A 24,368-nucleotide genomic window follows, 5' to 3' on the forward strand; every position below is an offset into this window, starting at 1 on the left:
ACTAATTGTAATAATTTTATTTATTAGTTGATATTGAAGTTTCTTCGGTGATAACATTCGGACTCACATAAAAAGTTCAATTTTGATATTGTTTTCACGAGGAAACTAAGAATGAGACACAGCTCTTGGATCGCGGGAGTCAGCTTGCTGGGTGCGGCATGCCTGCTTGCCACCTTGTCCCTGGCGCCCGTGCCCGCCAGCGCGAAAGGCATCGCGCGCGCCGACGTGCTCGACAACTGCAACTGGAACCGTCCCGGCGTCGACCCGTTCATGGGTGACGTGGTCGCGGCCGTGGACCGCTATACGGATATCGCGCCGCCCGTGCGCGAACAATTGAAGGAGCGCATGCGCACGCGCCAGTACGATGAGATCGTCGTGATCAGCCGCGACGCCATCCGCGGCAAGGGCAATTACAACGCGCGCATCAGCGACATGCATTTCGGCCCGGGCCGTGTCTGCCGCAATGTCACGCGCGCGGGCTGGAGCGAGCAGATGCAGGAAAGGGGACTCGTGTATTGCGTGCAGGGTCAGTGCATCCTCGTGCCGACGATTTGCCGCAACGTCAGCCGTATCACGCAGGCGCCCGCATCGGCGCCGCCGGCGGCCGGTGCCGCGCCCGGCGGTGCGGCACCCGTCGCCGCCGTGCCCGCCGCGCCGGAAGCGGCAGGCGTGCCCGTGATCGACAATCCCGACGCCTTGCGCGGCGGTTCTTTCACGGGCGGCACCATGCCGCCCGCAGTGACCAGCATTCCCTTCCTGCCCTTCGATCACGTGCGTACCGTCGGCAGCATCACGCCGCCGGCCGGATTCGGCGGCGGAAGCGGCGGCGGTGGCGGTGGCGGCATGCCGCCAGACCAGGGCAGCAGCATCATCGTGCCGCCCACGGTGATCATCCCCACCTTGCCGCCCACCGGCCCGACAGTCTTGCCGGCCGTGCCGGAACCGCAAACCTGGGGCATGCTGCTGGCAGGACTGGCGTTTCTGGCCTTCGGTGCCAGAAAAAACCGTGCCGGCAAGCATGCCGCCTGAGGCGTAGCCAGCCGTGTGAGGACTTGTTACTATGGTGCATTCCAGACAAGGACCGCCATGCCCGACATCGATAGCCGTTCGACACGTCTCATTGCACTGCGCAACGAGGGCCGGCATGCGGAAGCGCTGCCGCTGCTGCAACAGCTGTTCGCCGAGGCCGGGCAAACCCTGAATCCGGCGAGGTCGAGCTATTTCATGATCATGCTGGAGTGGAAGTTTTTGGCCGAGGCATACGCGCCGGCGTACGCCGCCCTGCAGGCGGAGCGTGATGCGCAAATCCAGTTGCTGCTGTCGGGCCAGCATGATTTCGGCCGCCACGACAGCCGCGCGCCGCAGGCAGGCAACACGTTTGGCCGCAGGTCGCGCTTCTCGCTCATCGCCAAAATGAACGACACGCTCGGCGATGCCCGCTCCACCGCCGAGCTGTTCGCCCAGCTGGACACATGCGCCCCCCGAACTGGCGCGCCAGTACGCCTGGCAAGCCTTGCCAGCCGTCGTCGAAGCGGGCAATTTCGCGCTGGCGCAGCGTTATCACCGCGCCCCGCTGGAACACCTCGATATGGTCAATGCCCTGTCCGCCAGCCTGCCCCTGTTTCCTGCGCCGGACACGCCGCCGCGCCTGGCGGCGGAGTTGATGAATCTGGTAAAAGACGTGCTGATCGCCGCTGCCATACTGCGCGGACAGGGACAAACCGCCGAGGCGGACGCACTGTGCGCCGCCTTGCCAGCCGGCCTGGCAAATGACGCCATGCGCGCGCTGGCACAGCGCGAACTCGATGCGCCGGGCAGCATCACCGCTGAACTAGTCAACCATCAGATGGCGCAGGAACAGCAAGACCAGCAGACTTAGCCGGCCGCTGCGGCGAACGAGGCAGCGCTATTCGGCGTCCGCCTTACCCAGCAGCAAGGCGGCCGCCTCGCCCGGCAAGGCTTCCACGGATTTCAATTTGCGCGCCATCTGCCGGCTGCGCACTTCCGCGCTTTCGATATTTTTCGCCGCCTTTTCCAGGGTCAGCCGGGTTTGCGACAGCACCTCGCCGAACTTGCCGAATTCCGTCTTCACGGCGCCCAGCACCTGCCACACTTCGGACGAGCGCTTTTCCAGCGCCAGGGTGCGGAAACCCATCTGCAGGCTGTTGAGCAAAGCCGTCAGGGTGGATGGCCCCGCGATGCTGACCCGGTGCACGCGCTGCAATTCGTCGGCCAGCCCCGGGCGGCGCAGCACTTCCGCATACAGCCCTTCCGTAGGCAGGAACAGGATGGCAAAGTCAGTGGTCAGCGGCGGCGCCAGGTATTTCTCGGCGATGGTTTTCGCTTCACCGCGCACGGCCCGCTCCAGCTCGCGGCCGGCCAGGGCCACGCCATCGGCATCGGCCCGCTCGGCCGCCTCGACCAGGCGCTCGTACTGTTCCTTGGGGAATTTCGCGTCTATCGGCATCCACACGGGCGGTCCGCCGTCGACCATGCCCGGCAGTTTCAAGGCGAATTCCACGCGCGCGCCGCTGCCCGGCACCGTTTCCACGTTCTTGGCGTACTGGTCGACAGTGAGTACCTGCTCCAGCAGCATTTCCAGCTGCACCTCGCCCCAAGTCCCGCGCGTCTTGACGTTGGTGAGCACCCGCTTCAAATCGCCCACGCCCAGCGCCAGCTGCTGCATCTCGCCGAGGCCCTGGTGGACTTTTTCCAGCCGCTCCGACACTTGCTGGAACGAGGCGGACAGGCGCGTTTCCAGGGTCGCGTGCAGTTTCTCGTCGACCGTCTTGCGCATCTCTTCCAGGCGCGCGCCATTGTCGGCCTGCAAGTCGCGGATCTTGTTCTCGAGCGTGGCGCGCACTTCCAGCATGCGCTGCGCATTCGATTCCGTCAGCTGCGCCAAAGTTTGATTGGTACTCTCGGCAAAGCGCGCCAGGCTTTGCGCCTGTTCTTCGCGCCCGACCTTGCCCTGCGCCTGCATCTGCGTGCGCAGGCTGTCGAGCTGCTGCAGGGTGGCCGCCTGGAATTGCGCCAGGCCGGCCGCCAGGTCTTGCCGCGTCGCTTGCGCCGACGCCTGCAGCTGCAGCCGCACCTCGCGTTCGACCCGGTCGATGCGTTCCAGGCTTTGCTGCTGGTGCTGCTGCACCAAGGCCAGGGTGGTGGCGCCATCGCCGGCCGCGCCACGGGGGCGCAGCAAGATCAATAGCAACAGGACGATGGCGACGATGGCGGCGCCCAGCAGGCTGTAAAACTCGATTGGGCTCATGGGTGTCAGTCAGGTTTGTTGCGCATCCAGTCGGCCGTCTGATAGAACGATTCCATCAGGCGCACGCGCAAGGACTCTTCGATGCCCGTGTCTTCCATGGCCCAGGCCATGGCGCGCAGCCACTGGTCGCGCTCGCTGGTGCCGATGGCATACGGCAAGTGACGGGCGCGCAGGCGCGGGTGGCCGAATTTCTCGATATACAAATCCGGTCCGCCCATCCAGCCTGTCAAAAAGAAATACAGCTTGTCGCGCGAGCCGTCCGTCGACGGCGGATGCATGACGCGGATGCCGGCGAACTCGTGCTCGAGCTCCATCAAGTCATAAAAACGGTCGACCATTTCGCGCAGCACGGAGGCGCCGCCGATGGTCTCGTACAGGGTGGGGGCAGTGGTATCAGTCATGGCCGCCATGATAGCGCAAGCGCCGGCGCTCTCTGCCACAATAAATGGCGATATACTTGACTAATCAAGCTTTTATCAAATACCATGCAATTTTTAACGAGAGATAAAACAGCATGTCAACCACCGCCCAACCTCCTTTGCTACGCAATACCAACTTCCGCTGGCTGCTCGGTGGCGGCCTCGTGTCCATGCTGGGCGACCAGTTCAGCATGCTGGCCCTGCCCTGGCTCGTGCTGAGCCTGACAAACGATAGCCTGAGCCTGGGCATCGCCGTGGCCCTGATGGGTGCGCCGCGCGCCGTGCTCATCTTGTTGGGCGGCACCGTCGCCGACCGTTACTCGCCCCGGCGCGTGCTGCTGCTGAGTAAATATGCGAACGCCGCCATCCTGCTGGCGCTGTCCGGCCTGCTGATGCTGGACCAGGCCAGCCTGGCGCTCGCGTATGCGGCCGCGCTGGCGCTGGGTATCGCGTCCGCCTTCGCCATTCCCGCCGGCACGGCCATCCTGCCGCAAGCCGTGCCGCTGCAAACACTGCAGACGGCCAACAGCCTGCAGATGGGCGCACGACAGCTGTCCTTGCTGGCCGGCCCCTTGCTGGCGGCGCTCGTGCTCGGCGCCCACGATGGCGGGCAACAAACCGGCATGGCGGCGCTGGCCGCCGCCTTTGCCATCGATGCGCTGACGTTTCTGTTTTCCGCCTGGACCTTGCGGCAAGTCAGCCTGCGGCCACCGGCGGCCGCGGCGGCGCAGGGCATGTGGCGCGACATGGCGGCGGGCCTGGCCATGGTGTGGCGCGACATGGCCTTGCGCAGCTGCTATGCCTACTGGGCCGTGGTGGCCTTCTTCGTCATGGGTCCGTTGCAAGTGGCCTTGCCCGTGCTGGCCAGCGAACGCCTGCACGGCGCCCCGGCGCTCGGTTTATTGATGGGCGCGCACGGCGCCGGCACCCTGGCCGGCATGCTGGCGTCCAGCCTGGGCGGCGCCTGGCTGCGCCGCCGCTTCGGCGCCACCCTGCTGCTCGTCGATGCGGTCGTGGGCTTGCTGCTGATGGCGCTGGGCCAAATCGATACCGCCTGGCAGGGCGCGGCCTTGCTGGCCGTCACGGGATTGCTGGGCGGCTACGTGCAGGTGGCCATCTTTACCTGGATACAGCGGCGCGTGGCGCCCGCCATGCTGGGCCGGGCGATGGCCGTGTTCATGGGTATCTTCCTGGGACTGGCGCCCCTGTCGGCGGCGGCCACGGGCGCGCTGCTGCGCCACCTGAGCGTGGGCGAACTCTTCTGCGCCGGCGGCGCCCTGCTGCTGGCCGCCGCCATCGCCGCCGCCCTGTGCACGAACATTGCGCGCATCGCAAGCACCGACCACGTCACCCAAACTTGAGGAAACCGCACCATGGATAAAACACAGCAAGCCGCCCTGAAAGCAGCTTACCGGCAACAAGCGCCCGCGCTGGGCATCATCGCGCTGCGACATGTGCCCAGCGGATGCACCCTGCTCGAACGCAGCCGCAACGCGCCCGGCGCGCTGAACCGCCACCGTTTCGAACTCGCGCTGGGCTCGCACCGCAATGCGCGCCTGCAGGCGGACTGGCGGCGCGACGGCGAGGCGGCTTTCCGCTTCGACATCATCGACACCGTCATGCCATCGGCCGATCCCGCTTTCGATGCGGATGCCGAGCTGGATGCCCTGCTGGCACTGCACCTGGAACAACTGCAGGAGCGGGGGCAGCCACGCTATTGAGCGCCCATGCTTTACACTTGCGCACTCACGCACCACGCAGCAAATGAAAAGGACGTCATGACCGATCACACTTCCCCGCCGCCGGACGGCGGCAGCGCGCTGGACTTTTGCCTGCGCCTGGCGCGCGCCCAGGCCATGCTGGTGCGCCGCTTCGACAGCACCCTGGGCAATCTGCATGGCCTGAGCTTTGGCGATTATCAATTGCTGTACCACTTGCAGCGGGCGCCCGGCGGACGCCTGCGCCGCATCGACCTGGCCGAGCGCCTGGCGCTGACGGCCTCGGGCATCACGCGCTCGCTGATGCCGCTGGAAAAAATCGGCCTCGTGGCGCGCCAGGCCGATGCGCGCGATGCCCGCGTCGGCTACGCCGCCATCACCGAGGCGGGACTGGCATTGCTGGCGCACGCGAATACGACAGCGCAGGCGCTGGGCCAGGAATTGCTGGGCAATGCCAGCGCGGAACAGCTGGCGCCCCTGTCCCTGCTATTGAACGGCATCGCCGGCAACCTGCCTGGCCAGGCCTGACGTTTACACCAGCGCCAGCTTGCGCAAACGCCGCGTCGATGGCCAGCGCGCCATGCTCGTCTCGTCGCGGATCGCGGCGCAGGCGGCCAGCACTCTGGCGCACTCGTCCTCGCGCAAGCCCGCATTCAGGGTCAGCCGCACCAGCGAACGGTTTTTCGGCGTGGCTGGCGCGCAGAACACGGCGCCATAAATGCCATGCCGTTCCAGCGCCTTGCGCAAAATTAAGGTATCGGGTTCGCTGCCCGCTTCCAGCGCGATGATCTGCTCGGTCCCGTCGCTGACGTTGTAGCCCAGATCCATCAGTCCCTGGCGCAGCTGCACGCTGTGGCGGCGCAAGGCGGCGCGGCGGACGTCGGCGACGCGGATGAAGTCGAGCGCCGCATCGAACCACGCCAGCTCGTGTTCGAGCAGGCAGGAGCTGAAGATGGCGGGCCGCGAGGCGGACAAAAAATACCCCTTGAAGCGGGCCGAACAGGTGATCAGCCCGGCCCGGCCCGCAAACGCCTTGGCCAGCGACGCCGTGCGGAAATGCACGCGCTCGGCCAGGCCCAGCTCCACCACCAGGCCCGCGCCTTGCGGGCCGTGGGTGCCCAGCGAGTGCGACTCGTCGACGATCAGCATGCTGCCGCTGCGCTCGGCGATGTCCACCATCTCCAGCAGCGGCGCCACGCTGCCATTCGTGCTGTACAGCGCATCGACGACGATGATGCCGGGGCCATGCTTGTCGAGCTGGCGCTGCAAATGGGCGCCATCGTTGTGCAGAAAAGCAACAGGCACGGCTTGCGCCGATTGCACGCCCTCCCACAGCGACGCATGGGCCTGCATGTCGAGGTACACGGGGATGCCGGGCCCGGCCAGGCTTTGCAGCAAGCCCACGTTGGCGGCCCAGCCCGACTGCGCCAGCACGCACGCTTCGCTGCCCAGATAGTCCGCGAATTTTTGTTCGAGCCGGTGCTGGCGGCTGCCTTCCTGCAGGAATACGGACGACATCAGCATCGCGCCGCCGCCCTGCAAGACGCGCGCCTGGGCCGCCAGCAGGGCCGCCTCGCCGGCGATGTTCAGGTAATCATTACCTGCCAGCATGACCGCACGGGCTGGCATGGCTTGCCATTCATGCAAGTGCTGGCCGCCGAGCAGCTTTTCAATGCGCTCGACGTAATGTTCATCCATGCGCGCACACACAAAGGCGGGCATCATTTGTTCGGCGCGGACGGCGGGGGATTGCAGGGGGGAAATGGCGTTTAACATAAGAACTCCTGATTGGTTGCGAGGGAACTACCGCGTCCAACATGCGCGAGCCATCCGGCAAGTGTTTGATACAGCTCAACAGTTATGTCGATATTGTGCAGATACAGAGGGAACCCGCCGATCATGGTGTATTGACCCGCCTCAACGAACACGCCCCCCTGACCATGATGCATGCGCAGTCCCCTTCCGGAAAACAGTGGCAAGGCAAGCTGCTCCAGCCTTTCCTGCATTTCCACGACGCCATCGAACACACGCCCGCGCGGCGCGCCCAGGTGCGTACGCTGGCGCTCATCGGTGCGCTGGGCATGCCCCTGTACTACGCGCTATGGCATTATTTCTTTCCACAAGAATACGAACCGCCGCTGCTGCGCACCGTGGCGGCCCTGCTGTTCCTGCCCGCGCTATGGCCTGACCGCTTCAGCAATACCTGGTTCAGCGTCTACCTGTTCCTGGGACTGACCTTCGAACTGCCGTTTTTCTTCACGTACATGTTCCTGATGAATCACGCCTCGCCCATGTGGATGCATTCGCTGCTGGTGGCGCTGGTCGTGCTGTTTCATTTCGATACGCGCATCGCCATGCTGGCCTACCTGAGCGGCACCTTGCTGGCCTGCCTGACGTTTGCCGTGGCCGGCGATCCCGCCTTCCTGCTCAACCGAGACGTCTTGGAACAATTGCCCGTGCACTGGTTCACGATTGCCGTGCTATCCGTGGTCAAGGTGGGGCGCAACGTGGGCGCGCAAGAGAAACTGGCCGGGCTGGCGGCCGGACTGGGCAGCGTGGCGCACGAATTGCGCACGCCCCTCGTCAGCGTCGAGGCGAATGTGCGCGGGCTGCAGCGCAACCTGCAAGGCCAGCCGCCGGACGCGGCCAGCCGGGAAGCGCTGGCGCGCATCCAGTTTGAAGTGCGGCACATGCACCACATGATCGACCTGTTCCTGCTCAGCGCCAGCGCCGTCAACCGCAAGCTCGAAGCCAACGAAGCCGTGGCCATGCACGACAGCGTGGCGGCCGTGCTGCGCCGCTATCCGTTTACCAGCACGGCCCAGCGCGACATCGTCAAGGTCGACGTGCGCGCCGATTTCACGTTTCCCGGCCAGTCGGAACTGTGCGTGGTGATCCTGCTGAACCTGCTGCGCAATGCCTTGAAAAGCATCCACCGCGCCGGCAAGGGGCGCGTGCGCATCATCATCGATGGCGCCCATCCTGTGCCGCGCGTGCTGTTCATCGACACGGGCTGCGGCATCGCCACCAGCCGCCTGCCGCTGATCTTCGACCGCTTCTATTCCTATCCCTCGCACAACGGCAGCGGCATCGGCCTGGCCCTGTGCCGGCAAATCATGCAAGCCTGGCAGGCGCGCATCCGCTGCGTCGCGCGCGAAGGCGCCTACGCCATCTTCGTGCTGGAATTTCCCCAGCCCCTGCCCGTGCCCACGCACAGCCGTTTTCCATCCATCCACCGCGCGAGGTGACGCATGCAACTGCCCGTCTACACACATCCGACCCTGACCGTATTGATCGACGACAGCGATTCCTTCCTGAAAAGCCTGGCGTTCCAGCTCGATCCCTGCCTGGCGCGCAAGACGTTCCACGACACGAGCAGCGCGCTGCACTGGCTGCGCCAGAGCACGCAGCCGGGCGAGACGCCCCTGCACGTCAACTTCGACACGCAAAACCTGCCGCCCGACCAGTGCAACGTGGCGCTCGACATCGAACGCATCTGGCGCATCAGCGGCCAGGCGCAGCGCTTTGCCATGCCCTCCGTGCTGGTGGTCGATTATTCGATGCCGCAGATGAATGGCCTGGAATTCTGCCAGGCCGTGCGCGACCTGCCGTGCAAGAAGATTTTATTTACGGGGGCGGCCGATGAAAAGGTGGCCGTGACGGCCTTCAACCGGGGCTTGATCGACCGCTACATCAAGAAGAGCGACGACGATGCGCTCGACATCCTGGAACAGGAAATCCATGCCCTGCAGCGCGAATTCTTTATGCAGCAGACGGACACCGTGCGCGACTTGCTGATGCTGCACGACTACAGTTTCCTGCAAGACGAAGCGCTGGCCGCCGTCGTGCACGAGCTGTGCCAGCGCCATGGCTTTGTCGAATACTATATTTTCCCCAATCCCAGCGGCATCCTGTTCTTCACGCGCGACGGCCACGCCAAGCTGATGATCATCGAGACGGAACGCAGCCTGCACACGCAGTACGAAATGGCGCGCGACAGCGACGCGCCAGAATCCCTGCTGCTGGCCCTGCTGGAAATGCGCGTGATCCCCTACTTTTCCGACGCCGACAGCGACGGCATGTACGCGGCGCAGATCGGCGAGAACTGGTTCCGCTACTGCGCCGCGCCCACCATCTGCCTGGGCCGCGTGACGTACTTCTGGGCCCTGTTCGACGTGCCGGCGCACCAGCTGGGGCAACCGGTCATGTCCTATGCGCAATTCTTGCGCGCGGGGGCGGGCGACAGCGTCAGTGCTTAGCCTTCCCTCAAGGTTTGCAACGGCGGATGTTTCAAGACATTGCGCAAGCCCAGCCAGCCGCCGGCGATCGCGCACAGGGCGCCGGCCAGCAGGCCGAATGCCCACACGCCGGGCGCGAAGCTCCAGGCGAACTTGAACTGGTAGGTCGCCAGGGCCCAGCCCATGGCGGCCGCGCCCGATGCCGCCAGCAAGCCGGCCAGGGCGCCGACGAGCGAGAATTCGATCAGCTGCGCCTGCGCCAGTTGGCGCCGCGTGGCGCCCAGCGCGCGCAGCAATCCCGCTTCGCGCGTGCGCTCGTCCTGCGAACCCATCAGGGCCGCATACAGCACCAGCAAGCCCGACGCCAAAGTAAACGCGAACAGGAATTCGACGGCCGTCACCACCTGGTCCAGCACGCCCTGGATCTGTTTCAATACGCCCCCCACGTCGACCACCGTCAGGTTCGGATAGTCGCGCAGCAAAGCATTCCCCAGGTCCGCCTGCGCGGCCGGCAAGTGGAAGGCCGTGATCCACGTCTGCGGCGTGTCCGCCATGGCGGCCGGATTGATGATGACAAAGAAATTGACGCGCATCGAGCCCCATTCCAGCTTGCGCAAACTGGTAATGGCCGCTTCCACGGGCTGGCCGGCGATGTCGAAGCGCAGCTTGTCGCCCAGTTTCAGCTTCAGGGTCTTGGCGATGCCCTCTTCCACCGACGCTTCGGCAGGCGCGCCCGCTGCGTTGCTGAACCACTTGCCGGCCACCAGCTTGTTTTCTTCCTGCATGGTGGACATCGTCGACAGGTTGAACTCGCGGTCGGCCAGGCCCTTGGCACGGTCATCCTCGTAGGTGGTTTCCGTGATCGCGTTGCCGTTCACGGCCACCAGGCGCCCCCGTATCATCGGATACAAGGGGGCATCGGCCACGCCGGCCTTGGCCAGGCGCGCGGCGATCGGGTCTTTCTGTTCCGGCAGAATATTGATCATGAAGCGGTTCGGCGCATCGGGCGGCGTGGCGTTGCGCCAGGCCACCATCAAGTCGCCGCGCACCACCGTCAGCAGCAGCAAGGCCATCAGGCCCAAGGCCAGCGACACGACCTGGATGACGGTGGCGCCCGGACGGCGCTGCAAGGACGTGACGGCAAAGCGCCAGCCCTGGTGCTTGAAAGCGCCGCGCAGGGTTTTCAGCGACTTGATGCCCAGCCAGCCGGCCAGCGCGAACAGGGCGAAGCCGCCGAGGAAGCCGGCCGCCGTCAGCAGCGCCAGTTTCACGTCGCCCGCCTGCCACAAGAGCAGCACGACGAAGGCGGCGATGCCGAGGCCATACGTGGCCACGGCCAGCGCCTGCGGCGGCTCCTGTTCGCGGCGGATCACGCGGTTATGGGGCACATTGCGCAACTGCAAAATCGGCGGCAGGGCAAAACCCAGCAAGAGCAGCATGCCGGTGGCCACGCCCTGCAAGGCGGGCAGCATGGAAACGGGCGGCAAGTCGCTTTGCACCAGTTTTCCCAGCAACTCGAGCAGCACCAGGTGGCCGCCGAAGCCTACCACCACGCCGACGACGCTGCCGGCCAGCCCGACGAGCAGGAATTCGATCACGTACATGGCCGTGACCTGGTTTTGTGTCAGGCCCAGGCAGCGCAGCATGGCGCAGGCGTCCAGGTGGCGCAGCATGAAGCGGCGCGCGGCCATGGCCACGGCGACGGCGGCCAGCATGGCCGACAGCAAGCCGACGAGGGACAGGAAACGGTCGGCGCGGTCCAGGGTCGATTGCATTTGCGGGCTGCCCGATTCCAGCGACTCGATGCGCACGCCCTTGATGGCCTGCGTCTTGATCTGGCTTTCCAGCTTGGCTTGATATTGCGCAAGCTCGGCGGCCTTGGCCGGTGGCGCCGACAGCAGCAGCCGGTACGACACGCGCGAGCCGTTCTGCACCAGCGCCGTGGCGGCCAGGTCGCCCAAGGGCAGCATCACGCGGGGCGCGAAGTTCAAAAAGGACGCGCCGCGGTCCGGTTCACTGGCGATCAGTTGCGTGACGGTAAATGCCTTGTCGCCCAGGGTCAGGGTGTCGCCCAGCTTCGCGTTCAGGCTGGACAGGATCGCCGCATCGACCCATACGGTGCCGGGCGCCGGCACCTGGTCCGTGGGCCGGCCCACGGCATCCTGCGCTTCGCTGGCGCTGGTCGTGATTTTCAGCTTGCCCCGCTGCGGGTAGCCGGGCGAGACGGCCTTGATGGACGCCAGTTGCGACAGCGATTGCTCGCCCTCGCCCGCCTGCGCCATGCTGGGAAACGTCACCGTGTCGGCCAGGATGAACCCGCGCTTCTGCGCCTCGGCGCGCCACGCGGCATTGACGGGCTGGTCGGCGTTGATGACGAGGTCGGCCCCCAGCAGCTGGTGCGCATCGCGGTTCAGGCCCGCGCGCAGGCGGTCGACGAAGAAGCCGACGGCGGACAAAGCCGCCACGGCGACGATCAGCGCGACGAGCAGGAAACGCAGTTGCCCGGCGCGCCAGTCGCGGCCGGTCATTTTCAGGGAAAGGCGGAACATGGGCGGCGGGTCTTTATGCGAGTTGATTGTGATGCGTTATTGCGCGCTGCCGTGGGCGGCCGCGTGCTGGGCGAAATATGCATCGACGGTGGCGAGGAAGGCGTCTTTCTGTGCCTGCGGCAGGAAGGCGGCGATAAAACCGTTGCGCGCCAGGCGATGCGCGTGGGACAGGCCCAGTGGCAAGGCGTCGAAGATGGCGTCGAAATTGTCGTTCATGTAGCCGCCGAAATACGCGGGATCGTCCGAATTCACCGTCACCAGCAGGCCGGCGTCGAGCAGTTGCACCAGGTTATGGTCATGCATCTGGTCGAACACGCGCAGCTTGGTGTTCGACAGCGGGCACACGGTCAGGGCGATCTGTTCGCGCGCCAGACGGGCAGTCAGTTCCGCGTCTTCCAGGCAGCGCACGCCATGATCGATGCGTTCGACCTGCAAGTCGTCGAGCGCCGTGCGGATGTAGGCCGGCGGACCTTCCTCGCCCGCGTGGGCCACCAGGTGCAGGCCCAGCTCGCGGCAGCGGGTGTACACGCGCGAGAATTTCTCGGGCGGGTTGCCCACTTCCGACGAATCGAGGCCGATGCCGATGAATTTGTCGCGGTGCGGCAAGGCGTCTTCCAGGGTCTCGAACGCTTCTTCCTCGCTCAGGTGGCGCAGGAAGCACAGGATCAGGGCCGCGCTGACGGGGCTGTCCTGGCAGGCGCGGTGGATGCCGTTGATCACGTCGGCCATGGCCACGCCGCGCGCCGTGTGGGTTTGCGGATCGAAGAAAATTTCCGTGTGCAAGACGTTATCGGCCTCGGCGCGCCGCAGGTAGGCTTGCGTCATGTCGTAGAAATCCTGCTCTTTCAAGAGCACGCTTGCGCCAGCGTAATAAATATCGAGAAAAGACTGCAAATCCGTAAAAGCATAGGCGCTGCGCAAGTGTTCCACCGATTCATAGCCCAGAGGCACGCCATTGCGCGCCGCCAGTGCGAAAATCAGTTCTGGCTCCAGCGAGCCTTCGATATGGATATGCAATTCGGCTTTCGGCATGCCGCGGACGATCGCGCGCAATGGGGAGTTCATCATGGGTGTTCCTTATAGGGTGACGATAAAAATGCTGGCTCGCGCACGCGCGGCGCGCGGGGCCATCAGACATGCAGGCATCTTAGCGCAAGATGGCCGGCCTCACCGGCGAGCGGCCGCCATGGCGCCGGCTGCGGCAGCGCCATGGCACGCACCGGCACGCGCTGGCGAATTGTCGTATGATGGTTTAAAAGGTATATAAAGGTTCATTGGAATCGATGAAAAATTTGATGATTTATCCAATTAAATCAACAATTTACAAACAAGTATTAAGGATATGCTGACATATCTTTTGACTTCCTGATCCTTTAGAGCAATAATTAATTTCATCGGGTAAAGGTAAGTGCAACAAGCGCTATCAACAGTGAAAAATAAGCCGGCTGGCCACGTCAGCACACGGCATCAAGCGCCAGTTTTTTGGTCCGGGCAATCCGGACTCGCAAAGACAGCCGGGCTTGAAACAACAATAAAAATCGGTACGGGGTACAGGAAAAGTTCAGACGGCAAGCCCAGGCGAGTGCCAGGCGGGCGGCCATGGTGACTGGCAGTTCAGGTTTACATTAAAGGACATTGACATGACCATTTTTGATAACTATGCAGCACGCTACGAGCGCACCCGCGAAGAGGAAATGTCGCTCACCGAATACCTGGCCCTGTGCAAGAAGGACAAGCTGACGTACGCCAGCGCGCCCGAACGCATGCTGGCCGCCATCGGCGAGCCGCAGCTGGTCGACACGCGCAACGACACGCGCCTGTCGCGCATCTTCGCCAACAAGGTGATCAAGATCTATCCCGCCTTCCGCGAGTTCTACGGCACCGAGGAAGTGATCGAGCAAGTCGTCTCGTATTTCCGCCACGCGGCGCAAGGCCTGGAAGAACGCAAGCAGATCCTGTATTTGCTGGGGCCTGTCGGCGGCGGCAAATCGTCCATCGCGGAAAAACTCAAGTCGCTGATGGAGCACGTGCCCTTCTATTGCCTGAAAGGCTCGCCCGTCAACGAATCGCCGCTGGGCCTGTTCAACGAGGAAGAAGACGGCACCATCCTGGAAGAGGATTACGGCATCCCGCGCCGCTACCTGCGCAACATCCCCAGCCCGTGGGCCGTGAAACGCCTGCATGAATACAATGGCGATATCAACCAGTTCCGCGTCGTCAAGCGCTATCCGTCCGTGCTGAAACAGATCGCCATCTCGAAAACGGAGCCGGGCGACGAAAACAACCAGGATATTTCGTCCCTGGTGGGCAAGGTCGACATCCGCAAGCTGGAAGACTATGCGCAGGACGATCCGGACGCCTACAGCTATTCGGGCGGCCTGTGCCTGGCCAACCAGGGCTTGATGGAATTCGTGGAAATGTTCAAGGCGCCGATCAAGGTCTTGCACCCGCTGCTGACGGCCACGCAGGAAGGCAACTACAAGGGCACGGAAGGCTTCGGCGCCATTCCGTTTGACGGCATCATCCTGGCCCACTCGAACGAGTCGGAATGGAAGACGTTCAAAAACAACCGCAACAACGAGGCGTTTCTTGACCGTATCTATATAGTCAAGGTGCCGTACTGCCTGCGCGTGTCCGATGAAATCAAGATCTACGACAAGCTGGTGGCCAATTCCTCGCTCGTCAAGGCCCCGTGCGCGCCCGGCACCCTGCGCATGATGGCGCAGTTCGCCATCCTGTCGCGCCTGAAGGATCCGGAAAACTCGAGCATCTTTTCGAAGATGCTCGTCTACGATGGCGAAAACCTCAAGGATACGGACCCGAAAGCCAAGTCCATGCACGAATACGTCGATTACGCGGGCGTGGACGAAGGCATGAACGGCCTGTCGACGCGCTTTGCCTTCAAGATCCTGTCCAAGGTATTCAACTTTGACAATTCCGAAGTGGCGGCCAATCCCGTGCATCTATTATATGTACTGGAACAGCAGGTCGAGCGCGAGCAGTTCGCGCCGGAACTCGAGCAGCGCTACTTCTCGTATATTAAAGAGCACCTGGCGCAGCGCTACGTGGAATTCATCGGCAAGGAGATCCAGACGGCTTACCTGGAAAGCTATTCGGAATACGGACAAAACATTTTCGACCGCTACGTGACGTTTGCCGATTTCTGGATACAGGACCAGGAATACCGCGATCCGGACACGGGCGAAAGTTTTGATCGCGAATCGCTGAACAATGAACTGGAAAAGATCGAGAAGCCGGCGGGCATTTCCAATCCGAAGGATTTCCGCAATGAAATCGTGAACTTCGGCTTGCGCGCGCGGGCCTCGAATGGCGGCAAGAATCCCGCCTGGACCAGTTATGAAAAGTTCCGCACCGTGATTGAAAAGAAAATGTTTTCGAATACGGAGGAATTGCTGCCCGTGATTTCCTTCAATGCCAAGGCCAGCGCCGACGATGCCAACAAGCACGCCGATTTCGTGGCCCGCATGGTGGAAAAAGGCTATACGGCCAAGCAGGTACGCCTGTTATGCGAATGGTACTTGCGCGTGCGCAAGTCATCCTAGCGCGGACAGCGAAGGCGCGCTCCCGCCTGACGACCGGCGGGGCGCGCAAGACGAGAGGCAAGGAGGCACCCTTTGACATATCTCATCGACAGGCGCTTGCAAAGCAAGAATAAATCCGCCGTCAACCGCGAGCGTTTCCTGCGGCGTTACAAGGGCCAGATCAAGGATGCCGTGGGGCGCGCCATCAAGGGGCGCTCGATCACGGACGTCGAGAATGGCGAGAAGGTCAGCATCCCCGTCAAGGACGTGGGCGAACCATCGTTTGGCCATGCGCATGGCGGCGTATGGGAAGTGGTCAATCCCGGCAACAAGGAATACCTGAAAGGCGACCAGATCGCCCGGCCGAAAGGCGGCGGTGGCGCCGGGCGGGGCAAGGCGGGCAATAGCGACGAGACGACGGAAGACGATTTCATCTTCGAATTGTCGCGCGAAGAATTCATGAATTACTTCTTCGAAGACCTGGAATTGCCGCACATGGTAAAAACCCAGCTGACGACCACCACGGAATTCAAGAACCAGCGGGCCGGCTACAATATGTCGGGCACGCCATCGAACATCCACGTGCTGCGCTCCCTGCGCGGCGCACTGGGGCGGCGCATCGCCGTCGGCGGCGGCGCCCGCAAGCAGCTGGCGCAGGCCGAGGAAGACTTGGCGACCCTGCTGCATGAAGGCGCGCCCGACAGCGATCCGCTGGTGGTGGAACTGCGCCGCGTGATCCATCACCTGCACACGCGCTTGCTGGCGATTCCCTTCATCGACCCGTTCGACTTGCGCTACAGCAACCGCATCAAGGTACCCAAGCCCATGACGCAAGCCGTCATGTTCTGCATCATGGACGTCTCCGGTTCCATGGACGAATCGCGCAAGGACACGGCCAAGCGCTTCTTCATCCTGTTATATCTGTTCCTCAAGCGCGTCTACGACAAGATCGAGGTGGTCTTCATCCGCCACCATACGGCGGCGGCCGAGGTGGACGAGCATGAATTCTTCAATTCGCGCGAGTCCGGCGGCACCGTCGTGTCCTCCGCGCTGCACTTGCTCAACACCATCATCGACGAACGTTATGGCGCCGGGCAATGGAACAGCTACGTGGCGCAGGCGTCCGACGGCGACAACTGGGACAACGATTCCATGCTGTGCCGCCAGTTGCTGATCAATACCATCATGCCCAAGGTGCAGTACTACACCTATGTCGAGATCACCGACGGCCCGCAGCAAAACCTGTGGGAGCAATATGCGGGCGTGCTCGACCATCACGCCCATTTCGCCATGCAAAAGATCGTCACGCCGGCCGATATCTACCCGGTCTTCCGCGAACTGTTCAAGAAACAGGTGAAATGATGAGTGCAGCCTTTGACCGCGCCAGCAATACTCCGGGCGAACCGTTCGTGCGCCTGCGCCACCCGAACGCCCTGCCCGAGCAGTCGGAATGGACGTTCGAGCTGATCGAGCAAATCCACGAGGAAATCCGCAGGGTGGCGAAACAGTTTGGCCTCGACACCTATCCGAACCAGCTGGAAATCATCACGGCCGAACAGATGATGGATGCCTATACGTCGGTGGGCATGCCCGTCTCGTACAACCATTGGTCGTTCGGCAAGCACTTTCTGTCCACCGAGAAAAGCTACAAGCGGGGCCAGATGGGCCTGGCCTACGAGATCGTCATCAACTCGAACCCGTGCATCGCCTATTTAATGGAGGAAAACAGCCTGACCATGCAGTCGCTGGTGATCGCGCATGCGGCCTACGGCCACAATTCCTTCTTCAAGGGCAATTACCTGTTCCGCGCCTGGACGGATGCGGACGCCATCATCGACTATATGGTGTTTGCCAAGAATTACATCGCCGAATGCGAGCAGCGCCATGGCGTCGACGCCGTGGAATTGCTGCTCGACTCGTGTCACGCCATCCAGAACTATGGCGTCGACCGCTACAAGCGTCCGGCGAAACTGTCGATGGCAAAGGAATATGCGCGCCAGAAAGAGCGCGAAGCCTATGTGCAGTCGCAGATCAACCAGCTGTGGCGCACCCTGCCCCGGCGCGACGAAGACGAGGACGAGGACGACCAGCGCAAGGCCGCGCCCCGCTTTCCGCCCGAACCCGAGGAAAACCTGCTGTACTTCATAGAGAAGTACGCGCCGCTGCTGGAACCGTGGCAGCGCGAGATGGTCCGCATCGTGCGCAAGATTTCCCAGTATTTCTACCCGCAGCGCCAGACCCAGGTGATGAACGAGGGCTGGGCCACCTTCTGGCACTACACGATATTGAACCAGCTCTATGACGAAGGCGTGGTGGGCGACGGCTTCATGATGGAATTTCTCAAAAGCCATACCAACGTCGTCTACCAGCCCCCCATCGACAGTCCTTATTACAGCGGCATCAATCCGTATGCGCTGGGTTTTGCCATGATGAGCGACATCCGCCGCATCTGCGAGCACCCGACGGACGAAGACCGCGCCTGGTTCCCCGACATGGCCGGCAGCGACTGGCGCAAGAGCCTGGACTTTGCCATGCGCAATTTCAAGGATGAAAGCTTTATCGCCCAGTATCTGTCGCCGCGGCTCATCCGCGAATTCCACTTCTTTGCCGTCCTCGACGACGACAAGAATGAAAAGCTGGCCATTTCCGCCATCCACGACGATGCCGGCTACCGCTACGTGCGCCAGCAGCTGGCCGAGCAGTACAACCTGGGCAACCGCGAGCCGAACATTCAGGTCTGGTCCGTCAATACGCGCGACGACCGCGCATTGACCCTGCGCCACACGCAGTTCCAGCGCCGCCCGCTGAACCAGCAGGCGGCCGAGGTGCTCAAGCACGTGGCGCGGCTGTGGGGCTTCGACGTGCACATCGATACGGTCGACCCGCAAGGCGTCGTCCTGGGCACCTTGAATTGCCGCAGGGAAAAGCGCAACCGGCGCGATGATCCCGTTGTCCGGCCATGAAATGATTTGTTGATAATAATCAATGGCAAGAATATAAGCGTTTCCTATGCCTACATAGGAATTCCGTATGGCCTGGCGGCCTCAAATGGGCCGCCAGGACCGCCTTTTTTGACCTGGGTGAAGACCGTTCCGCACTTGTTTGGTGCGCGCGTACGGCTAAGTGGTCTGGTTCCGGCGCAAAACATTTCCAAAAAGAAAGATTTTCCTCCAAATTTAGCGGTTTCCATATTGAATATCACGAAATATAATTCCGCCATATGGGCACATCGGAGAACTTAGCAGTGGTAGCCCAAAACGGCTGTAAAAAACCGATAAGACCGCCTTTTTTTCTGTCCGAAAGCGTGCAAAGATGGCATAAGCAAGTACGTTTTCAGGGCGCAAAAGCGCCAAAAATTTAACCGGTTTTAGGCGTTAAAAATCTGTGTAAAATAAAGAATTCGTATGTATAATTCGGCGACGTCCCGGATACGGCTGGAGCTTTGTGTCGTCATTTTGGGGTTCAGTTGCAAGACAAGAGATGGTATTTGGAGAAAGCAGGCATGAATTTTTCGAACGAGAAAAGTCCCAAGAACTACACAGGCATCACTATCGTTGTCCTGCTGCACGTTCTCGCGGCTTACGGGATCGTGACGGGCTTGGGCAAGCGGTTGGTCACCAAAATGATGGAACCGGTTGAAACCAAGATTATCGAGGAAGTCAAACCGCCTCCACCGAAGGATCTTCCACCGCCACCACCGCCGCCAGAAATGAAAGCGCCACCGCCGCCATTCATTCCGCCAGTCGAGGTGAACGTGCAGCAGCCGCCACCACAGCAAAACGTGATTGCAAATACGACTGCTGTGAAGCCAGCCACGAATGTATTGGCACCGCCAGCACCGCCTGCACAGCCTGCGCCAACTCCTGGACCAGCCAAATCGGTGCGTACGCCGGCCGTGGTTGACTTCAGTGTCTGCGAAAAGCCGGCTTATCCAAAGTCGTCGCAGCGCAACGAGGAAACCGGTGTGGTGACACTGTCGTTCCTGATCGGTGTAGACGGCAAGGTCGCTGATTCGAAGATCGTGAAGTCCAGCGGCTTCAGAGACCTGGACAAAGCCGCGGTGCAAGGTATCAGCCGCTGTACATTTAAGCCGGCAACAGTAGACGGCAAGCCGGAACAAGGCTGGCAGCAAATGCAATACGTTTGGTCGCTGGATTAAAACCCGAGACAGTTATCCCCTGTCTCACACTATGATTTCGTTGTCATTACGTTCAGCGATCTGTTATTTTTAATTTTGGAGGAAGCATGTTTAAGAATACCCGTTTGTCCGCATTTTTTGCCGCGGTTCTGTTGTCCGTTACCGCTACTACCGCTCTGGTAGCAGCTCCGGCATTCGCTGACGCGCCAGCATCGGCTGCCGCTTCGGCTCCAGCGGCAGACGCTGCAGCAGCACCAGCACCAGCTGCTGATGCAGCAGCTCCAGCAGCAGACGCAGCAGCTCCAGCCGCTGACGCAGCAGCTCCAGCCAAAACCGAAGAAGTCCACAACCCGTTCGGCCTGCAAGCAGTGTGGGACGGCGGCTTCGTGCCACGCGCCACCCTGATCATCCTGGCCATCATGTCGATCGGCAGCTGGTACATCATCATCACCAAGCTGATGGATCAAATGAAGATCTTCAAGCAAGCCAAAGAAACCGCTGCCAAATTCTGGAAAGCTCCTTCGATCGCTGCCGGTTCGGCAACCTTGACCGAAGGCTCGCCATTCCGCTTCATCGCTGAATCGGGCACCAAGGCAACGGCTCACCATGACGGCGCCCTGCTGGAACAAATCGACCTGTCGACCTGGGTGACGATGTCGATCCAGCGCGCTTCGGACAAAGTCCAATCGCGTCTGCAAGATGGCCTGTCGTTCCTGGCAACCGTTGGTTCGACCGCACCGTTTATCGGTCTGTTCGGTACCGTTTGGGGTATTTATGGCGCGCTGACCAACATCGGCATGACCGGTAACGCTTCGATCGACAAAGTTGCAGGTCCAGTTGGTGAAGCACTGATCATGACCGCTTTCGGTCTGCTGGTCGCCGTTCCTGCCGTTCTGGGTTACAACTGGCTGGTGCGTCGTAACAAAACCGCAATGGAAGACGTACGCTCGTTCAGCGCCGACGTTCACTCGGTACTGATCTCCGGCGCAATGTCGACCAGCGAAGCTGGCCGTGCTGCCGGCGCTAAAAAGATCGGATAAGAATCATGTCGATGTCCGTCGGCTCCGACAGCGGAGATGAAGATCAAGTAATGTCAGAAATCAACACGACGCCGCTCGTCGACATCATGTTGGTTTTGCTGATCATTTTCTTGATCACCAGTCCGGTTGTCCTCAAATTGCAGAAAATCGATCTGCCGATCGAGGCCAACCAAGCCCTTCAAAGCAAGCCAGAAAACGTCAACATCGTTGTCAACAAGGATGGCGAGATTTATCTGGGCCAGAAGAAACTGAAAGATACGAGCGAACTGTTCGATTATCTGAAAGTTGAAGCAGTGAAAGTACCGCAGCCGGAAGTACACGTTCGTGGCGACCAAGAAACACGCTACGAATCGATCGGCCGGGTTATTTACACGACCCAACGTGCCGGGATCCAGAAGGTCGGCTTCATCACCGAACCACCTGACAAGGGCTGATAGCAACTGGCGGCGGCGCCCCGGCAACAAGGGCGCGCCACTGCCGGAAGCTGACCGGGCGGCAGTTTCGCCCGGTGCTTCGTTGGACTTCTTAAAGGAAACACTATGAGTATGAATGTCGGTTCGGGAAGCGCTCCAGGCGCGGATCCGGAACCAATGATGGAACTGAACATGACGCCCCTCATCGACGTGATGCTGGTGCTGATTATCATGTTGATCATCACGATTCCTAAGCAAAACCACTCGGTGAACTTGAACATGCCGGTCGGCACCCCGCCGCCACCGACAACCGAACCAGTGGTCGTCACGATCGATGTCGATTTTGACGGTACGATCTTGTGGGACAATCAGGTCGTTCCTGACCGCGCTTCGCTGGAAGCCAAGCTGAGCAACGTTGCTGCGCAAGCAGACCAGCCGGAAGTGCATCTGCGTCCGAACAAGCTGGTGGAATACAAAGTCGTCGCCGGTGTGATGGCGTCGGCGCAGCGTCTGGGCGTGACCAAAATCGGTCTGGTCGGCAACGAGCAATTCCAGTAAGCTGCAGCAATCAGGTTCTCTTTACATCCGAATAGGCAGGACTTCCTGCCTATTCGCTTTTTACTGAAAGACTTTCTTATGTCCAAGTTTCGTCTCGCTCATCTCGGCCTCGTCATGGCCGCTATCGGTTTTACCGCAGCAACTCCCGTAATCGGCCTGGGCTCGCTGGCATACGCCGCGGACACCGTGCGTGCCGAAGTGGGCAAGCCACTGCAAGAAGCGCAAAAACTCGCTAGCAGCGGCAAAAACAAGGAAGCGCTGGCCAAGCTGCGCGAAGCTGACAGCGTCGGCGGCAAGACCGCCTTTGAAAGCTACCAGATCGAGCGCGTGCGCGCCTCGGCCGCTGCCGCCGCCGGCGACAACGGCACCGCCATCAAGGCGTTTGAAGCCGTCATCAATTCCGGCCGCCTGAGCGCCGCCGAAGCCCCCAAATTCACGCAAGCGCTGGCAGGCATGTACTACCGCGCCAAGGACTGGCCGAACACCATCACCTGGATCAAACGTTCGCTGAAAGACCGCGAAGATCCACAGATGCGCGAACTGCTGATCCAGACCTACTACGTCAGCGGCAACTACGCCGAAGCGGCGAAAGAACTGCAATCGCGCGGCGGCAACTCGGAAGCGAGCCTGCAAATGCTGGCCAACATCCAGCTGAAACAGAACGACAAGGCTGGCTACGTGGCCACCCTGGAAAAACTGGCCGGCAGCTATCCGAAGACCAGCTACTGGGCCGACCTGCTGAACCGCGTGTCGGGCAAGCCTGGTTTCTCGCAGCGCCTGGGCCTGGACGTCCAGCGCCTGCGCCTGGCTAACGGCCTGTTCAGCAAGCCATCCGAATACATGGAAATCAGCCAGCTGGCCTTGCAAGCAGGCAATCCTGGCGAAGCGCTGAGCATCATCGAGCAGGGCTACAAAAAAGGCGTGCTGGGCACCGGCGCCGATGCCGCCCGTCACCAGCGCCTGAAAGACCTGGCCCTGAAGACCCAGGCCGACCTGAAGGCCAATGCCGCCAAGTCGGAAGCGGAATACGTCAAGAACAAGGACGCCGACAGCTTGAGCAAGCTGGGCTTCGCCCTGGTCTACGATGGCCAGGCAGAAAAAGGCCTGGGCTTGATGAATGACGCCGTGAAAATGGGCACCGCCAAGTATCCGGAAGAAGCCAAGCTGCACCTGGGCATCGCCTACATCCACGCCGGCAAGAAATCCAACGCATCGACCGCGCTGAAAGCTGTCAAGGGCACGGATGGCGCGGCTGACCTGGCCCGCTACTGGGCATTAATGAATAAGTAAGACAATATCGCCAAGATATTGTCGGGCAGCTAGTCGAGTGCCCGCCGCAAAAAGCGTTGCCAGCACACCCGCCGGCAACGCTTTTTATCATTTCAGCAGGGAAATTACCCCTGCGCCCGCCCTGCCGGGTGTGCATCCCTGAAACAGTCCGTATAATCCCCCTTTTGGCACAGTTTTTCATCAGATTCCTATGAAGGTATTCCGCGGACTTCCCAATGCCCAGGCACGAGCGCCTTGCGCTCTGACCATCGGCAATTTTGACGGTGTCCACATCGGCCATCAGGCCTTGCTGGCGCGCGTGCGCGAAGCTGCCACCGAACTCGGCATCGAAGCGGCCGTGATGACGTTCGAACCGCACCCGCGCGAGTTCTTTGCGCAGCGCGCGGGCGACCTGTCGAAGGCGCCGCAGCGCATCGCCAACCTGCGCGACAAGCTGCAGTCGCTGGACGACGCCGGCATCGACCGTGTCGTCGTCGAGCACTTCAGCGCCCAGTTCGCCGCCCTGACGCCGCAGGAATTCACGGAAAAAGTCCTCGTCGACGGCTTGCACGTGAAATGGCTGATGGTCGGCGACGACTTCTGCTATGGCGCCCGGCGCGCCGGCGACGTGGCCATGCTGCAGGAAGCGGGCCGCCAATACGGTTTCCACGTAGAAACTCTGCCGACGGTGATGAATGGCAGCACGCGCATCTCCTCATCGGCCGTGCGCCTGGCCCTGGCCGCCGGCGATTTCCCGCTGGCCACGCAATTGCTCGGCCATCCCTACGCCATTTCCGGCCATGTGATCCACGGCCAGAAACTGGGCCGCACCCTCGGTTTCCCCACCCTGAACCTGCGCGTGGCACACCGCCCCGCCCTGTCCGGCGTCTTCATCGTGCAGGTGCACGGCCTGGGGCCGGCGCCGCTGCCGGCCGTGGCCAGCCTCGGCGTGCGCCCCACCGTCGACGACAGCGGCCGCGTCTTGCTGGAAGTGCATCTGTTCGATTTCGCCCAGTCCTGCTACGGCAAGCTGGTACGCGTGGAATTCCTGGAAAAGCTGCGCGACGAAGAAAAGTACGACGACTTGCCCACCCTGACGGCCGCCATCGAGCGCGACTCGAACCAGGCGCGCGCCTACTTCGAGCAGCGCAGCGGCGCCATTACCGCCACCGACCGAATTTGACGCCGGCCAACTCCGCCGACTGGCGGCACCCGC

At 61.9% G+C, this 24,368-nt stretch carries 21 protein-coding genes; 16 read left to right on the forward strand and 5 right to left on the reverse strand.

Features of this window, described 5'->3' with window-relative positions; translation table 11 throughout:
• Positions 1–111: 111 nt before the first annotated feature.
• On the forward strand, positions 112–1,029 hold the full coding sequence (locus BLU39_RS06385; protein WP_139178182.1) for an MHFG family PEP-CTERM protein: 918 nt from the start codon (positions 112–114) through the stop codon (positions 1,027–1,029).
• Positions 1,030–1,432: 403 nt separating this feature from the next.
• Positions 1,433–1,879 (forward strand): hypothetical protein, encoded by a 447-nt coding sequence (locus BLU39_RS06395; RefSeq protein WP_092711111.1) that lies wholly within the window; start codon positions 1,433–1,435, stop codon positions 1,877–1,879.
• A gap of 27 nt (positions 1,880–1,906) precedes the next feature.
• Here the strand turns inward: BLU39_RS06395 and rmuC are convergent, their stop codons facing one another.
• Positions 1,907–3,268: a DNA recombination protein RmuC gene (gene rmuC, locus BLU39_RS06400; RefSeq protein ID WP_092711113.1), complete on the reverse strand. Its 1,362-nt coding sequence runs from the start codon at positions 3,266–3,268 to the stop codon at positions 1,907–1,909.
• Between the two features lie 5 nt (positions 3,269–3,273).
• Positions 3,274–3,669 carry a group II truncated hemoglobin gene (locus BLU39_RS06405; RefSeq protein ID WP_092711350.1) on the reverse strand — a complete coding sequence of 132 codons (396 nt, stop codon included), beginning with the start codon at positions 3,667–3,669 and terminating at the stop codon, positions 3,274–3,276.
• Positions 3,670–3,782: 113 nt separating this feature from the next.
• Here BLU39_RS06405 and BLU39_RS06410 point away from each other — a divergent pair, with 113 nt between their 5' ends.
• From BLU39_RS06410 to BLU39_RS06420, 3 genes are read left to right on the forward strand one after another with little or no spacing between them, the layout of a single operon-like run.
• Positions 3,783–5,048, forward strand: a complete 1,266-nt coding sequence (locus BLU39_RS06410; protein ID WP_092711115.1) for an MFS transporter — start codon at positions 3,783–3,785, stop codon at positions 5,046–5,048.
• 12 nt (positions 5,049–5,060) lie between these two features.
• Positions 5,061–5,408: a GIY-YIG nuclease family protein gene (locus BLU39_RS06415; RefSeq protein WP_092711117.1), complete on the forward strand. Its 348-nt coding sequence runs from the start codon at positions 5,061–5,063 to the stop codon at positions 5,406–5,408.
• A gap of 57 nt (positions 5,409–5,465) precedes the next feature.
• A complete protein-coding gene (locus tag BLU39_RS06420) occupies positions 5,466–5,933 on the forward strand; it encodes a MarR family winged helix-turn-helix transcriptional regulator (protein WP_092711119.1) in 468 nt (155 codons plus the stop codon).
• 3 nt (positions 5,934–5,936) lie between these two features.
• On the opposite strand, the gene cqsA is transcribed toward BLU39_RS06420, so the two are convergent.
• Entirely contained in the window at positions 5,937–7,181 is a 1,245-nt protein-coding gene (cqsA, locus tag BLU39_RS06425) for an alpha-hydroxyketone-type quorum-sensing autoinducer synthase (RefSeq protein WP_092711121.1), read from the reverse strand.
• 131 nt (positions 7,182–7,312) lie between these two features.
• Between cqsA and BLU39_RS06430 the strand changes: the two genes are divergently transcribed.
• Together BLU39_RS06430 and BLU39_RS06435 are read left to right on the forward strand one after the other, a co-directional pair.
• Positions 7,313–8,653: a sensor histidine kinase gene (locus tag BLU39_RS06430; protein WP_254788902.1), complete on the forward strand. Its 1,341-nt coding sequence runs from the start codon at positions 7,313–7,315 to the stop codon at positions 8,651–8,653.
• Between the two features lie 3 nt (positions 8,654–8,656).
• Positions 8,657–9,664 (forward strand): response regulator, encoded by a 1,008-nt coding sequence (locus BLU39_RS06435; RefSeq protein ID WP_092711123.1) that lies wholly within the window; start codon positions 8,657–8,659, stop codon positions 9,662–9,664.
• On the opposite strand, the gene BLU39_RS06440 is transcribed toward BLU39_RS06435, so the two are convergent.
• A complete protein-coding gene (locus BLU39_RS06440) occupies positions 9,661–12,192 on the reverse strand; it encodes an ABC transporter permease (protein ID WP_092711125.1) in 2,532 nt (843 codons plus the stop codon). The genes BLU39_RS06435 and BLU39_RS06440 overlap by 4 nt on opposite strands.
• Positions 12,193–12,228: 36 nt before the next feature.
• Positions 12,229–13,260, reverse strand: a complete 1,032-nt coding sequence (locus BLU39_RS06445) for an adenosine deaminase (RefSeq protein ID WP_092711127.1) — start codon at positions 13,258–13,260, stop codon at positions 12,229–12,231.
• A gap of 572 nt (positions 13,261–13,832) precedes the next feature.
• Between BLU39_RS06445 and BLU39_RS06450 the strand changes: the two genes are divergently transcribed.
• From BLU39_RS06450 to BLU39_RS06490, 9 genes are all read left to right on the forward strand, one after another.
• Positions 13,833–15,755, forward strand: a complete 1,923-nt coding sequence (locus BLU39_RS06450; RefSeq protein WP_034754154.1) for a PrkA family serine protein kinase — start codon at positions 13,833–13,835, stop codon at positions 15,753–15,755.
• Between the two features lie 72 nt (positions 15,756–15,827).
• Positions 15,828–17,096 (forward strand): YeaH/YhbH family protein, encoded by a 1,269-nt coding sequence (locus BLU39_RS06455; RefSeq protein ID WP_092711129.1) that lies wholly within the window; start codon positions 15,828–15,830, stop codon positions 17,094–17,096.
• Complete coding sequence (locus tag BLU39_RS06460) at positions 17,096–18,697, forward strand: SpoVR family protein (RefSeq protein ID WP_092711354.1); 1,602 nt, start codon at positions 17,096–17,098, stop codon at positions 18,695–18,697. Before BLU39_RS06455 ends, BLU39_RS06460 begins: the two co-directional genes overlap by 1 nt.
• Positions 18,698–19,236: 539 nt before the next feature.
• Positions 19,237–19,893: an energy transducer TonB gene (locus BLU39_RS06465; RefSeq protein WP_034754161.1), complete on the forward strand. Its 657-nt coding sequence runs from the start codon at positions 19,237–19,239 to the stop codon at positions 19,891–19,893.
• Between the two features lie 86 nt (positions 19,894–19,979).
• Entirely contained in the window at positions 19,980–20,912 is a 933-nt protein-coding gene (locus BLU39_RS06470; RefSeq protein WP_166448878.1) for a MotA/TolQ/ExbB proton channel family protein, read from the forward strand.
• 5 nt (positions 20,913–20,917) lie between these two features.
• The gene (locus BLU39_RS06475; protein WP_034754165.1) at positions 20,918–21,346 is read left to right on the forward strand and encodes an ExbD/TolR family protein; all 429 of its coding nucleotides are present in this window, start codon (positions 20,918–20,920) and stop codon (positions 21,344–21,346) included.
• Positions 21,347–21,451: 105 nt separating this feature from the next.
• Complete coding sequence (locus tag BLU39_RS06480) at positions 21,452–21,883, forward strand: ExbD/TolR family protein (protein ID WP_176741207.1); 432 nt, start codon at positions 21,452–21,454, stop codon at positions 21,881–21,883.
• 78 nt (positions 21,884–21,961) lie between these two features.
• Positions 21,962–23,173 carry a tetratricopeptide repeat protein gene (locus BLU39_RS06485; protein ID WP_092711131.1) on the forward strand — a complete coding sequence of 404 codons (1,212 nt, stop codon included), beginning with the start codon at positions 21,962–21,964 and terminating at the stop codon, positions 23,171–23,173.
• A gap of 190 nt (positions 23,174–23,363) precedes the next feature.
• Positions 23,364–24,335: a bifunctional riboflavin kinase/FAD synthetase gene (locus BLU39_RS06490; RefSeq protein WP_070303589.1), complete on the forward strand. Its 972-nt coding sequence runs from the start codon at positions 23,364–23,366 to the stop codon at positions 24,333–24,335.
• Positions 24,336–24,368: the final 33 nt, after the last annotated feature.

Origin of the sequence: Janthinobacterium sp. OK676 (assembly GCF_900103595.1) — a bacterium.
GTDB lineage: Bacteria > Pseudomonadota > Gammaproteobacteria > Burkholderiales > Burkholderiaceae_D > Janthinobacterium.